A 12,516-nucleotide genomic window follows, 5' to 3' on the forward strand; every position below is an offset into this window, starting at 1 on the left:
CCCTGCTTCAGGGGCGGCCGACCCGCGCCAAAGGCTTCGCTCCCCCCGCCACGCGCACCGAATCGGCGGGCGGACGCACCTCGGCATCAAGCTCCAGATCGATCTTCAAGCGCCTTGCCGCGTTTTTGGCGGCCTTGCCGTCCTTGAACGGCCCCGCCAGCACTTCGAAGCCATCGCCGGCCTTGACCGCCCGCGCGGGAATCGGCGGTCCCTGGTGATTGAGCACTGCGGCGACACGGCGGGCACTCAGTTCTTCGCGCGTCGCCGCCGCCTTTACCATCCATCCGCCCGCATCCTCGGCGGGAGGCTCCGGCCGGCCCAACCAGGCGGCGGGCCGCCTAAGCTCGATCGCCTGAGCCACGACGGCCGCCATCGGCGGCGAATTCGCCTGAATCGGTACGGGAATGCCGCGCGCCTCGGCAAGCACCTGCTCCACTCTGGACCAATCCAGCACGACGCCTTCCTTCTTTTCCAAACGCTTCAGCCGGGCGGTCAGCTCGGCTTTCAGCCGGCCCCGATTCAGTTCCTCATAGGGCTCATGCGCTTCCAGGTAAATTTGTCCGCTCTTGCGGCCTATCAGATAGGGCTGGTTGACGACACGCACGGCGGCTCCGGGCTTGACTACGGGGAACACAGCGGCGATGTCTTCGGGGTACAGCCGGATGCAGCCGTTGCTCGCGCGGAACCCGATACTGTAAGGCTTGTTGGTGCCGTGGATCAGGTACTGCGGACGGCTGAGATACATCGCGTAGTCGCCGAGCGGGTTGTCGGGACCGGGCGACACCGCAGCCGGCAGCGGATCGCCCTTCAACGCGTGATCCTTACGGATGTTCTCGGTGGGATACCAGGTCGGAAACTCGGTCTTGCGGACCACGGTCATGTAGCCGGTCGGCGTCGAACGCCCTTCCTTGCCGATACCGACCGGGTAAGTGGACACCGTGCCGTCAGCACCCTTGGTCGGGAAATGGTACAGGCGCATCGTTGCCAGATTGATGACCATGCCTTTACGCGGCGCGTCCGGCAGCGTGAACTGCAAGGGCAGGACCAGCCGGCGGCCGGCTTCCGGCACCCACGGATCGAGACCGGGATTGGCTTCGGTGAGCTCTTGGAAGCCCAGGCCGTAGTGGCGGGCGATGTCGGACAGCGTGTCGCCGTCGCGGGTTTCGACCGAGGCAAGCTGGCCGACCACGCTTTCGTCTCCGGCGACGCTGAACTGGTGCTTCTCGACCGCCAGCGGAAGCGGCGGCGGACTCGGCGGAGCCTCGCGCTGCGGAGGCGTGGAAGCACAGCCCCCCAGCAGGGCACTGGTCACGGCTACCAGAATCAGCCGCTGCGCCAGATGGATGGAGAAGTCACCGCACAGGCGGCGAACCGAATCAAAGACAGGGAAAAGTGAGGCGTTCATGCCCAATGTGGCAAGCAACAGACATGCCACGCGCAGCACTCACCGGCCGGCTGGCGAATCATTCGACGCTATAGCCCCTCCCCTTCAGGCAGGCGCCATAGGCCCGCAGAAAATCACTGGATTTAGCCCCTTGCGCCTCGGCCTGCTGAGCCTGGGCTTTCTGCTCGGCCTGCTGCTGGCGGCGGTGCTTCGCGGCACTGAGCACGCCGCCGCCCACCGCGCCGATCGCAGCGCCTTTGCCGGCATCGCCGGCGATCGCGCCGATGGCGGCGCCCGCCGCGGCGCCTTTCGCCCCTCCCCGCAGCAAGCCGCCCCTGCCGGACTGCGTACCGGGCGTTGGCTGGGGAGCGGTCGCCGCTTTCAGCGGGTCGAATCCGGTCTGCTGGGTCGCCCACGCCTGGCATTGCGCTTTATCGGCCGCCATCTGCTCGGCGCTCTGCCCCTTGGCCGGGTAGACGTAGGGCTCCTGCGCGGAAAGCACAGGCGCAATCGCCATCAATGCGACCAATGCTCCCGGCTTGGCAATCACGTGATCCCATCTTTGCTTCACGGCAAGGCTCCCGAAAAACTCAAGGCACATTGTTGTCGATCTTTTCCTCAAAGCTCTGCTCCGCGGGGCGGGAAACGAAAGAACCGGTCGTCCGGCAATTGACCAGCCGCCGCGCTCCCCGCTCGCCCCAGGACTTGAACGCCTCTTTCACATCGTCCCATTCATGGAAATCGCGGATATCGAGCTTGCCGACCCGCTTGTCTGCGGCGGCATACAAGCGCTGCCCCGTCTGAGAATCCAAGAGTTCCAGCTCGAACGCCGCATCTCCAGTGAACAAGGCCTGGCCGGCGGCCTCCGAGTAGAGCGCGGCCGGGGCGGTGACATAAGGCGCCAGGACTGTACCTTCCTTCAGCAACACATTGGCCTTGTCGGCCTCGGTCAGCGCCATGCGCACCCGCATCACGTCCGGGCCCGGCTGGCTCACCACCTCGAACCGGGCCTTGTTCATCACGTCCAGCAGAGTATCGGTACCGAGCTTGCGCAGCATATCGCGGTCCTCGGGTTTGAGTTTCTGCAGCCAGGAGTCGCCCGATTTCGCCCACAGCGTCACAGGATCGATCATCACCTTGGTGTATTTCCGGCAGTCGGCGGCCGGATTGGCGTATACCAGCAAGGGCTCGTTGCCATTGCCCTTGCGCAGGCTGGAATAACTCCCCAGGAATCCCGATGGCTCGACATCGCGGGCCTGCTTGGTCGCGCTGCAGCCGCAGAGAAACGCCACGGTCACAACGGCCAGCAGAGCGCTGGAGCGGCTGGGAACATCGCAAAATGACGGCATCCGGCCGCTCCCGTTTTCCAGGTTGGAAATCCTCACGACGGTTCTCCTAAAAATAATGGGCTTCAGGCATTCGGACAGTTGGCGACCCGGCATAGCTCCTGTTCACCACGTACGCTTTTCGGTCGGGGAAAAACGCTGCGGTAACTCCCCCCCCTCACATCCCCCGGCGGGGATGTGAGGAGCCGATCTCACCGAAGCGAATCAGGGCTGGGGCTTTTCGGTACCCGAGGTCCAGGCGGAAAGCTTGTTCGCCGCCCGTTCGCACCAGGCGTCGATCGCGTTCTGGGCATCGCCCCATTGCCACTGGAAGCCGCTGGTGAAACTGCCGCCGCCGATCCGGCGGTCCACCGCCAGCGCCAGCGTCTGACCGGTGACGGAATCGGTGACCTTGGCCTCCGCCTGGGCACCGCCGACGAAAGGGAAGGTGCCGGTGGCCAAGTATTTCAGATTGGATAGCATATGCGCCTGGGGGACGATCATCGATATCGAACGCAGCATGGGCGTCGCGGTTTCGGCATCCGTCATGGCCACCTCCAATTTCAGGACGCCGGGACCAGGCCGATCGGCGAGCTGCATCTTCTCGCCAATCTTTTCCCTGAGTTTCTCGTTGAAATAATTGACCAATTCCTGCTGATCAAGGGTGGGAACCGGCGTCGTATCCCCTCCCCAAAAGGTGACGGGACTGACCAGGACCTTGTTGTACCTGGTCCACTCGGCTTTTGGATAATTGTAACGCAGCGCGGCACCTTCCTCGGGGCCCGGCGAAAGCTTGGAGCAATCGCTACCCAGGAAGGCGCATTTCAGGTTGCCCGGTTTGAGTTCGGCCTTTTGGGTCGTCGCGCAACCTGCCACCAACAGCAGGCCGATGCCTGCGATGACGGACAGGATCCCTTGGAAGCCTCTCGCAGCGGCAAGTGCAGACTTGGTTTTCACTCATGATCTCCTTTGAGCAGAACGGTCGAGAACGTCATGGAACGAAACCCGCGCCGCCACCAAGCGGCACATTATAAATAAAAAGCTTACAGCATCGACACGGTGCCGGAAACCCTACCGAAGGCGGCTGGCTGGTCTAACGACGCGCCGGCCGCGGCGGGAAAGCCGAGAACATCCGGCTAATCGCATCGGCGGCCAGTTTTTCATTCTCGGCCGGATTCCATCTGAGCGTTTCATGCGCCACGCCCCGCCACACGGGACGCATGGAGCGGCCATCGAGGACATTTACGATCAGTGTTCCTTCCTGGAAGGTTGTCACCACCGTGTCGGCGGGCCCGAGGTTCTGATTGAGCACCCAGCCGTCGTAATAGGTGTCGTTGCGCTCCTCCTCCTCGGTCAGGACCTCCGCGTCCAAGGCGGCATCCCCCTTGCCTTCGCCAACCTCGCGCCAGCCCTTGGAACGCAGCGCGGCGTCGATCAGCTCGACGATGCGCCGGTCAACCGACGCATTGCCGGACGCCGGCCGGCTGAGCCAAAAGTAGGTCTTGTACTGCGAAAAATCGGCGTTCTTGTCGAACCCGGTATCCACCTGGATCGCGGCGCAAGCCCAAAGCAGCGCAAGAACGAGCGAGCCAGCCACTGCCGACATCCACCTCCAGTGCGTATTCGAATGCACGGTTTCTCCTCCGATGTGTTTAATCCCTGGGTTGGGACAACTGCATACCGACCAGCCGGGCTACCAGGATCGCCACGTACATCTGGCCGGCGATCGCCTCCATGTAGGCCAGCATGCCCGCCAGCCGGCTCAAGGGGATGATGTCGCCGTAGCCCACGGTCGCAAGCGTGACGAAGCTGAAATACAGATAGGCGGGCGACAGGGGTTCCTGGTGACACAGCGGCGCGCCGCACTGGTAGGAGCCCGGCGCCACGGTCTCCAGCAGGAAATGGGCGTTGGCGAAGGTGAATCCCATGAGCAGATAGACGCTGACGGCGCCGTACAGCAGGCTGGCGGAAACATGCGCCCGGCTGGAGAAAATGTCCCAGGCCAGCGCAAGCGTGACTCGGGCGAAGAACAGGAAGCTGAATGTCAGCCAGACGACCGTGAGCCAGTAGGTTTCGGGCACGAACAGGCGGGCCCAGCCGGCCACGAACATGACGAGGGCTGAAGTAACCGTAAGCGCGATCTGGACGGGCGTCCTGCCGGTGGCCAAGGTTCCGGAAATGAGCACGCCAGCCATGACCAGCTGCTCGACGACCCGGACCGCGAGCCTCTCGGTGACGGCACTGACGATTCCGAGAACGACCAGGGTCACCAGAAGGTGAACGTAGTAGTGCGGGCCGCGGCCGAAGCCGAGGAAACTGCCGGGCAGCACCCGCAGCGGAGGAGGTTTGTCGCGCACGGATTCCTTCATGAAAGCAGCCTGGACAGGGTCGATCCGCCATGACGATCCGGACATGGCGTCTGATCGGAAAGTTTACGGCTATTTCGAGGATTTTTTCCGGGCGCCGCCGCTTGCGTAGTGCATTTTCCCCTTCCCGCCGGAAGGCTTGGCCGCTTTATGCTCTGCCGAGGACTTCGCCGCCTCGAGCTGCGCTTCCCGCCACTCGCCGACCCGCTGCAAGGCTTCGCCGATCTCCCCCGGCGTCATTTCGTCGACGAGGGTAGCACGCGCTTCCAGCGCATCCGTCTGCCCGCCGTCGGCAGCCAGCGTGTACCAATAGTAAGCCTTCACGTTGTCGCGGATCACGCCCTCGCCTTCGGCGTACATCGAACCCAGCACCGCCGCCGCGCCGGATTCGCCCTGTTCCGCGGCCTTGAGAAACCAGCGGGCGGCTTCATCAGTGTTCTTGTCCACGCCGAGGCCATAGTAATAAAGGATGCCCAGCTTGCTCTGCCCGAGGGGGTCGCCATGCTCGGCGGCCTGGCGGTACCAGCGGCCGGCGGCCGCATAGTCCTGCTCGACGCCCAACCCTTTCATGTACAGATTGCCGAGATTCACCTGGGCCTGGGAATCACCCCGCTCAGCCGCCTGCTTGAACTCCCTCAAGGCAGCCGGATAGTCGCCCCGCTCGACCGCCTTCATTCCGGCATCGCCGTCGGCGTACGCCGCGCCGCAAAGAAAAGCCGTGAGCAGCCATGCCACGAGATGCCTCATGGGCGAGTGGAGACAGGAAATTTGGCGCTGGAGCCTGCGGGGGAAAAACATCTTCGGATTCGGATTCCATCAAGTCAAATCGAATATGCACAGCATACCGCACGCCATTCGCAGGGTTCACGCTCAGCCGAATGCCGATTCCAGCCGGTCATCTTCCTCCCCGAGATCCGCTCCGATCAGCCGGAACTGCTCCAAAGCCGCTTCCAGCTCCGCCACGATCTCCTGAGCGATCACCTCCGGCGCGGAGAGGTTGTCGAAATCCGACAGCGACGCGTCCTTCAGCCAGAAAATGTCCAGATTGGACTTATCCCGGTTGACGAGTTCCTCGTAGGCGTAGCCGCGCCAACGGCCGTCGGGCTTTTCGGCAGACCAGGTGGGAGCGCGCATCAGCCGCGTGAGCGAAGGCGGCAAGCTGGAATTATGGGGGTCCCGCAGCGCTAGGGCCTGGTCGGTCGAGAGGCCGAAATAACACGCCACGAAATCGTCCAGGTCTTCCCGCTTCAGAAGGTTTCCTCCTTGAGTTGCTTGCGCAGGTCACGGCTCAAGTTCGGGTTGTGCCTAACCACATAGTCGTGCGCCGCGACCAGGAAGCCGCCGGCGCCGCAGACTGGATCGCTCACGGTCTCGCCGGGCTTCGGGGCCATGACCTCCGCAATGGCCTGACAATTTCGCCGGGAGCGAAATTGGGCGCCTGCAGCGTGGATGTTGGCGCGGTCGGCATTGACGACATGCCAGCCAGCCGCGGTCAGCAACTTGTCGATGGTCTTTCGGGCTAGGCCTTCGGGGTTTGATAGTCCTTGTCAGCCTTCTGATTTGAAGGCCCCTTTGCCGACTGAAAGTGCGATGTCGCCGACCTGCGGCGCTTAACCCGCCGCAAGCCACAGCCGCAGGCGCAGCAGCCACTCCGGCGTGAAACCCACGCTGCGGGAACGGATCGTGCCGTCCGGTCCGAGGACGAAAAACGCCGGCACACCGCGGATGCCGTAAGTCGCACCTATGGTGCCGTCCGGATCGGGTACGACCAGCCAGTCCAAGCGCCGCTCAGTGACATGACGCGCCACCTCCGCCGCATCGCCGGACTGATAGGCGACGGTGATGACCGCATGGTCGCCGGCAAGGCTTTCGATCTTGTCCTCCATCGCCCCGCAGATCGGGCACCAGCTTGCCCAGAAGTAGACGATGGCAGGCCGGCCGCGCAAGCTGTCCAGGGAGGCCGGGGAACCATCCAGGAAGCGGCTCTCGATGGCGGGAGCGGGCCCCGAAGCCATGTCGCGGTTGAGGAACCCCTGCGCCGCGAAGAACAGGGCGACGACCGCACCCCACCCCAGCATCCTGCGCCAGCGGACGGCCATCACCGGAACGCCGGATCGAAGCGTTGGATCAGGCCGCCGCCGTGGGTCTTGAGCCACTGGCGTTCCTGCCGCCAGTTCGGCAGATGGGCCGCCACCAGCTCCCAGAAATCGCGCGAGTGATTGCGATGGCGGATGTGGCAGAGTTCATGCACAACCACGTACTCCAGGACCGAAAGCGGCGCCAGTCCCAGCAGCCAGTTGAGATTCACGTCGTTCGCCGGGCCGCAGCTCCCCCAGCGGGTGCGCATGCTCTTGATGCGCAACTGACGCGGATAAAGCCCGTGCAGCGGGGCATGCCGCTCAATCAGTTCGGTCACGCGACCAGGCAGCCGGCGCTTCATCCACCCGAACAAAGCCTGGCGGACGTAACGGTCCCGTTCGGCTCCGCAGGTTTGGGGCAGGATCAGGCGCAGCCCCCCCCCTTCCAGGGAAATCCGGATCCGGCTGCCGGCCGTTTCCTCGATGAACAGCGGCGTTTCCCGCCCCTCCAGTGGCACGCTGCCGCCTTCCGCCGGGAAGTGCTCGCCCCGGCTCTGGCGCAGGCCGGCCAGCCGTGCCCGCAATTCTTCCAGCCTCGCCTGGGCCCAACCGCTGTGTTGGCGGACGAAGGCCAGCACCGTCGCGTCGGACAGCCCCGCGGGGGCCACCACTTCGATGCCGTCGGGGCGTATCAGCAGCCGTAGATACTTGGCACGCGGGCTACGGCGAAGGCGGTAGGGCGGCAGGGCATGCTCCATGGCAAAAGAGAGCTAGCGGTAAGGATGGATGGCGAGGATATGAAGTTCCTTGTCGCCGGCTGGCCGCTTCCAAGTGACCATATCGCCGACCTCCGCATTCAGCAGCGCCCTGGCCAGAGGCGACACCCAGCTGATCTTACCGTGGGCCGCGTCCGCCTCATCTTCACCGACGATGGAATAGCGCTGCACATGGCCGGCCTCGTCCTCCACCTCGACTGTCGCTCCGAAATGGACCCGGTCGCAGGCTTGGCCAGCGGGATCGACCGGGATGGCGCTGATGACCCGCTCGTCGTAATAGCGCAGTTCGCGCTCGATACGGTGAAGCTGCTGTTTCGCGGCGACCGATTCGTCGCCCAGCAGGCGCTGCCGTTCGGCCGAAAGCTCCGCGACCCTGGCCTGGAGCTGAGCCAGCCCAGCCGGTGTCACGTAGTTCGGATGCGGGCTGATGGGGCGCTCCGGCGCCCCATCAGCCCGCTCTTCACCGTCGGTTTCCTTGACGAATGCACGGCTCATGAGTTCATTTCGGGTTGAGTAAAAAAACGGCTTGCGAGAATACTCCTTCAGACAGCGGTAAACAAATGCACCGCTACCGGACCGACCGTTCAAGCAAATCCGCGGCCAGTTCGGCCAGACGCCGGGAACCTCCGCCTTCGCCCAGCAGGGCCCTCACCTCCGCCAGATCGTCCCGGATCCGCTGGGCATAGGCCGGATCATTCAGGATCCGCAGTATCTCGCCGCCGACCACTTCCGCATTGGCTGCGTGCTGGATGAACTCCTCAACGATCCTGCGCCCCGCCAAGATGTTGGGCAGACCGATGAACGGGATGGTCACCAGCAGCCTTCCGAGCCAATAGCTCAACGGTGCCAGCTTGTAGACGATGGCCATAGGCACGCCGAGAAGGGCGACTTCCAGGGTCGCCGTGCCTGAGGTGGTAATGACAGCGTCGCAGCAGCCCAAGGCATCGTGCCGGCGGTCCTTGACGACCCGGACCGGCACCGGCGCCGTCTCCAGATCGGCGGCCAACAGCCCGTCGGCGACCGATGGCGCCTGGATCAGCACGAACCGGGCATCCGACCGCTCCCCGGCGATCCGCACTGCGGTCTGCAGCAGCATCGGCAGCAGCCGGCGGATTTCATTACCCCGGCTGCCCGGCAGCAGGCCGATCAGGGGACCAGGCCCGTCCATTCCCAGCTCCCGCCGCACCTTCCCTTTGTCAGCCACCGGCGCGATCTTCCCAGCAAGAGGATGACCGACATAGGTCACTGGAATGCCATGCCGTTCATAGAAGGGCAATTCGAACGGAAAGATCACGGCCATGTGGTCGATCGCCCGGCCATAACTCTTGACCCGTCCCGGCCGCCACGCCCACACCTGCGGGCTGACGTAGAACAGCACCTTGATGCCGGCGGCCTTGGCGGCCCGGGCCAGCCGGAAATTGAACTCCTTATAGTCGACACAGACCAAAAGATCTGGTCGCTCGGTGCGGGCCAGCATCTTCATGGCCTCGAGCGCCCGGCGGATCTCACCGTAATGACGGGCGATCTCGGCCAGACCGATGACGCCCAGCCCGGTGGAATCGACCCGGATGTCGATGCCGGCCTCGCGCATGGCCGGGCCACCCATCCCGATGCCGCGGACTTGCGGAATCAAGGTCCGGAGTTCGCGGAACATGGCAGCGGCATGCTGATCACCGGAGGACTCCCCCGCGACCAGCATCACCAGCGGAGCACGCTCAGCCATTCACTGCCTGACGCACGACAGCCGCGATCTTGCGGATGTCTGCTTCCGCCAGCTCGGGGAAGATCGGCAGCGAAACGCAGCGCGCCGCCACCGCCTCGCACACCGGCAGACTGAGGTCAGCGTAGTCCTGCGCGAACACATTCTGCCGGTGCAGCGGCACGGGATAGTAGATCGCGCAGCCGATGCCGGCTTGCTGCAGCGCCTCCAGGATGGCGTCACGGCGGTCGCTCAGCAGCGTGTATTGGTGGTAGACGTGCTGGCCGATGCCATCCTCGTACGGCACTTCGACGAGGTCGCCCAGGAGTTCCGAATACAGATGGGCCACCCGCCGGCGGTTGGCGTTGAATTCGTCGATGTATTTGAGCTTGACCCGCAGCACCACCGCCTGCAGCTCGTCCAGCCGGCTGTTGTAGCCGATCACGTCGTGGTAGTAGCGCACCTTCGAGCCGTGGTTGCGCAGCATCTTGACCTGCTCTGCCACCTCATCCGAGTCGGTCGTCACCAGGCCGCCGTCGCCGTAGCAGCCGAGATTCTTGCTGGGGAAGAAGCTGAAACCGGAACTCACCCCAAAACTGCCGGTCTGGCGGCCGCCGATGGTGGCGCCGAAGGACTGCGCGCAGTCTTCGACGATCTTCAGCCCGTGACGGTCGGCGATAAACTGCAGCCGCGGCATGTCGGCCGGCTGGCCGAACAAGTGCACCGGCATGATGGCACGAGTCTTGGAGGTCACCGCCGCTTCGACCTCCGCAGGACAAAGATTGAAGGTTCGGGGGTCGATGTCGACGAACACCGGCCTGGCGCCGACGTAGCGGATCGCTTCCGCCGTCGCGATGAAGGTGAAGGGCGAGGTGATAACCTCGTCGCCCTCGCCGATGCCGGCAGCCAAGAGCGCCAGATGCAGGGCATCGGTTCCGGAGGCCACCCCGATGGCATGCTTCACGCCCAGGTAGCCGGCGGCCTCCTTCTCGAAGGACTGGACGTTCGGACCGAGTACGAAGGCACAGGACTCCAGCGCATCCACGAGGCCCTGGTCGATTTCCGGCTTCAGGCGGGCATACTGGGTCTTGAGGTCAACCATGGGGATCATGAGGCACAACTCCTAACGTTCTCAAGCTTTGAGCAGATTCGTGATTTCGGTGGCGGTCGCCAGGGCGCGCCGGCCGGCCTGGCCGGACACCAGCGGCTCGTGGTTTTCCCGGATGCAATCGAGGAAGTGGCGAATCTCCTCCATCAGGGCATCCCCGTTCTCGAACACCGATTCTTCGCTGAGTATTTCCGGCACGCCGGGGAACATCTCGCCGTCGCCTTTGCGGTGGCGGGCCAGCACGCGATTCTGGAAATCAACCGAGACATAGGCATTGGGCATGAACATCCGCATCTTGCGCTCGACCTTCAGACTCACCCGGCTGGCGGTAACATTGGCGATGCAGCCGCTCTTGAACTGGAGCCGGGCATTGGCGATGTCGATGTCCCCGGTGAGGACGGCCACGCCTTTGGCATCGATCCGCTCGACCTCGGAGTCAACCAGGTCGAGGATGATGTCGATGTCGTGGATCATCAGGTCCAGCACCACGCTGACGTCATTGGCACGGGGTTTGAATGGCGCCAGTCGGTGCGACTCGATGAACAGCGGCTTGTGGTGATCGAGGTCCAGCCCCAAAACGGCGGCATTGAAGCGCTCCAGGTGGCCGACCATGAGAACACGCTGCTTTTCCCTGGCGAGCCGGATCAGCTCGTCGGCCTCCTCCACCGTCACGGTAATGGGTTTCTCCACCAGCACATGCGCTCCGGCTTCGAGAAAGTCCCGGGCGACGCGGTGGTGCAGACTGGTGGGCACCACGACGCTCACTGCATCCACCTTACCCAGCAGGGCGCGGTAGTCGGTCAGTCCTTCGACGCCCAGACGGTCGCCGATCTCCGCCGCGGTGATGGGATCGGCGTCGACCACGGCGACCAGTTCGCAGCCCGGCAGGGCAGCATATTTTTCCGCATGGAACTTGCCGAGATAGCCCACGCCGATCACGGCACATTTCAAAGGATTCATGGAAGCAACCTTAGGTGTTTCTGGATCAGTCCGGATCGCGCGATTCCAGCTCGAAGAATGCGAGGGTGCCGCGCTTGGAACCCGCGCCACACCAAGCACGGAGATAGGCCAGTTCCGGAGTGTCGGGCAGACCGTCGAGCATCGCCCGGGCGCGCAGGCGGCGGAAGGCCGCGGAGACAGCCTTGAGCCGATCGCCGTCGATGCCGGCCCGGCGCATACCGATCAGATTGAGGCGATAGTGCTTGCCGGGACGACCGCCGACCAGGGTATAAGGGATCACATCCTTGTTGATCCCGGCCAGTCCCTGCAGCATCGCGAGACTACCGATCCGGCAGAACTGATGCACCATCACCCCGCCGCCGAAAAATACCCGGTCGTCCACCCGGCAGTGCCCCCCCAGCGTGGCGCCGCTGGCCAGGATGTTGTAGTCACCCAGCACACAATCGTGACCGACGTGGGCATTGTTCATGAGGTAGTTGTTCGATCCCAGTCGGGTCGAGCCACCCCCCCGGCTGGCCCGGCTGATGGTCACGCCTTCGCGTAACACATTGCCGTCACCGAGCTCGACGTAAGTTTCCGTAGCCGGATCGAAACCCAGGTCCTGCGGCAGACCGCCGAGCACGGCATGGGGATGGACCACGTTCGCTCGCCCCATCCGGACGTAGGCGTGAATCACGGCGTGGGCACCGATCCGGCAACCGTCGCCGAGCTCGACATAATCCTCGACGACAGCGAAAGGTCCAACGGAGACGTCGGCGCCGAGCTTGGCCGTCGGCGCGACACATGCGGTGGGATGGATGCTGGACATTCTCTTGCTTTC

General features: G+C 64.0%; 16 protein-coding genes. All 16 read right to left on the minus strand.

Features of this window, described 5'->3' with window-relative positions; genetic code table 11:
- Window positions 1-7: 7 nt before the first annotated feature.
- Complete coding sequence (locus N4J17_RS02040) at window positions 8-1,405, minus strand: L,D-transpeptidase family protein (RefSeq protein WP_198322246.1); 1,398 nt, start codon at window positions 1,403-1,405, stop codon at window positions 8-10.
- Window positions 1,406-1,463: 58 nt separating this feature from the next.
- Window positions 1,464-1,955 carry a glycine zipper domain-containing protein gene (locus N4J17_RS02045; RefSeq protein WP_277458141.1) on the minus strand — a complete coding sequence of 164 codons (492 nt, stop codon included), beginning with the start codon at window positions 1,953-1,955 and terminating at the stop codon, window positions 1,464-1,466.
- A gap of 19 nt (window positions 1,956-1,974) precedes the next feature.
- Window positions 1,975-2,769 (minus strand): DUF3313 domain-containing protein, encoded by a 795-nt coding sequence (locus N4J17_RS02050; protein WP_277458142.1) that lies wholly within the window; start codon window positions 2,767-2,769, stop codon window positions 1,975-1,977.
- A gap of 165 nt (window positions 2,770-2,934) precedes the next feature.
- Window positions 2,935-3,666 (minus strand): DUF3313 domain-containing protein, encoded by a 732-nt coding sequence (locus tag N4J17_RS02055; protein ID WP_277458143.1) that lies wholly within the window; start codon window positions 3,664-3,666, stop codon window positions 2,935-2,937.
- A gap of 136 nt (window positions 3,667-3,802) precedes the next feature.
- Entirely contained in the window at window positions 3,803-4,315 is a 513-nt protein-coding gene (locus N4J17_RS02060) for a DUF4136 domain-containing protein (protein WP_232470340.1), read from the minus strand.
- Window positions 4,316-4,361: 46 nt separating this feature from the next.
- A complete protein-coding gene (locus N4J17_RS02065; protein WP_198322248.1) occupies window positions 4,362-5,123 on the minus strand; it encodes a potassium channel family protein in 762 nt (253 codons plus the stop codon).
- Between the two features lie 24 nt (window positions 5,124-5,147).
- Entirely contained in the window at window positions 5,148-5,810 is a 663-nt protein-coding gene (locus N4J17_RS02070) for a tetratricopeptide repeat protein (RefSeq protein ID WP_277458144.1), read from the minus strand.
- Between the two features lie 135 nt (window positions 5,811-5,945).
- On the minus strand, window positions 5,946-6,299 hold the full coding sequence (locus N4J17_RS02075; protein WP_232470324.1) for a hypothetical protein: 354 nt from the start codon (window positions 6,297-6,299) through the stop codon (window positions 5,946-5,948).
- A 23-nt stretch (window positions 6,300-6,322) separates the two neighbouring features.
- Window positions 6,323-6,466 carry an N-6 DNA methylase gene (locus N4J17_RS02080; protein WP_232470325.1) on the minus strand — a complete coding sequence of 48 codons (144 nt, stop codon included), beginning with the start codon at window positions 6,464-6,466 and terminating at the stop codon, window positions 6,323-6,325.
- Between the two features lie 219 nt (window positions 6,467-6,685).
- Window positions 6,686-7,174, minus strand: a complete 489-nt coding sequence (locus N4J17_RS02085) for a protein disulfide oxidoreductase (RefSeq protein WP_198322250.1) — start codon at window positions 7,172-7,174, stop codon at window positions 6,686-6,688.
- Window positions 7,174-7,911 carry a M48 family metallopeptidase gene (locus N4J17_RS02090; protein ID WP_198322251.1) on the minus strand — a complete coding sequence of 246 codons (738 nt, stop codon included), beginning with the start codon at window positions 7,909-7,911 and terminating at the stop codon, window positions 7,174-7,176. The genes N4J17_RS02085 and N4J17_RS02090 overlap by 1 nt, the downstream gene beginning before the upstream one ends.
- A gap of 12 nt (window positions 7,912-7,923) precedes the next feature.
- Window positions 7,924-8,424 (minus strand): GreA/GreB family elongation factor, encoded by a 501-nt coding sequence (locus N4J17_RS02095; protein WP_198322252.1) that lies wholly within the window; start codon window positions 8,422-8,424, stop codon window positions 7,924-7,926.
- A 73-nt stretch (window positions 8,425-8,497) separates the two neighbouring features.
- Complete coding sequence (gene lpxB / locus N4J17_RS02100; protein WP_198322253.1) at window positions 8,498-9,652, minus strand: lipid-A-disaccharide synthase; 1,155 nt, start codon at window positions 9,650-9,652, stop codon at window positions 8,498-8,500.
- Window positions 9,645-10,739, minus strand: coding sequence for a DegT/DnrJ/EryC1/StrS family aminotransferase (locus N4J17_RS02105; RefSeq protein ID WP_198322254.1), 1,095 nt, complete (start codon window positions 10,737-10,739; stop codon window positions 9,645-9,647). The genes lpxB and N4J17_RS02105 overlap by 8 nt, the downstream gene beginning before the upstream one ends.
- 21 nt (window positions 10,740-10,760) lie before the next feature.
- Entirely contained in the window at window positions 10,761-11,696 is a 936-nt protein-coding gene (locus N4J17_RS02110) for a Gfo/Idh/MocA family protein (protein WP_198322255.1), read from the minus strand.
- Between the two features lie 25 nt (window positions 11,697-11,721).
- Window positions 11,722-12,504 (minus strand): acyl-ACP--UDP-N-acetylglucosamine O-acyltransferase, encoded by a 783-nt coding sequence (gene lpxA, locus N4J17_RS02115; RefSeq protein WP_198322256.1) that lies wholly within the window; start codon window positions 12,502-12,504, stop codon window positions 11,722-11,724.
- Between the last annotated feature and the right edge of the window lie 12 nt (window positions 12,505-12,516).

The sequence above is a fragment of the Methylococcus capsulatus genome (genome assembly GCF_036864975.1).
Taxonomy (GTDB): domain Bacteria; phylum Pseudomonadota; class Gammaproteobacteria; order Methylococcales; family Methylococcaceae; genus Methylococcus.

Excerpts from the sequence above, each read along its gene's own strand:
- N4J17_RS02060 (WP_232470340.1), bottom strand. The coding sequence starts at position 4,315 with ATGTCGGCAGTGGCTGGCTCGCTCGTTCTTGCGCTGCTTTGGGCTTGC.
- N4J17_RS02090 (WP_198322251.1), bottom strand. The coding sequence starts at position 7,911 with ATGGAGCATGCCCTGCCGCCCTACCGCCTTCGCCGTAGCCCGCGTGCC.
- N4J17_RS02105 (WP_198322254.1), bottom strand. The coding sequence starts at position 10,739 with ATGATCCCCATGGTTGACCTCAAGACCCAGTATGCCCGCCTGAAGCCG.
- N4J17_RS02085 (WP_198322250.1), bottom strand. The coding sequence starts at position 7,174 with ATGGCCGTCCGCTGGCGCAGGATGCTGGGGTGGGGTGCGGTCGTCGCC.
- N4J17_RS02040 (WP_198322246.1), bottom strand. The coding sequence starts at position 1,405 with ATGAACGCCTCACTTTTCCCTGTCTTTGATTCGGTTCGCCGCCTGTGC.
- lpxA (WP_198322256.1), bottom strand. The coding sequence starts at position 12,504 with ATGTCCAGCATCCATCCCACCGCATGTGTCGCGCCGACGGCCAAGCTC.
- N4J17_RS02065 (WP_198322248.1), bottom strand. The coding sequence starts at position 5,123 with ATGTCCGGATCGTCATGGCGGATCGACCCTGTCCAGGCTGCTTTCATG.
- lpxB (WP_198322253.1), bottom strand. The coding sequence starts at position 9,652 with ATGGCTGAGCGTGCTCCGCTGGTGATGCTGGTCGCGGGGGAGTCCTCC.
- N4J17_RS02095 (WP_198322252.1), bottom strand. The coding sequence starts at position 8,424 with ATGAGCCGTGCATTCGTCAAGGAAACCGACGGTGAAGAGCGGGCTGAT.
- N4J17_RS02080 (WP_232470325.1), bottom strand. The coding sequence starts at position 6,466 with ATGGCCCCGAAGCCCGGCGAGACCGTGAGCGATCCAGTCTGCGGCGCC.
- N4J17_RS02110 (WP_198322255.1), bottom strand. The coding sequence starts at position 11,696 with ATGAATCCTTTGAAATGTGCCGTGATCGGCGTGGGCTATCTCGGCAAG.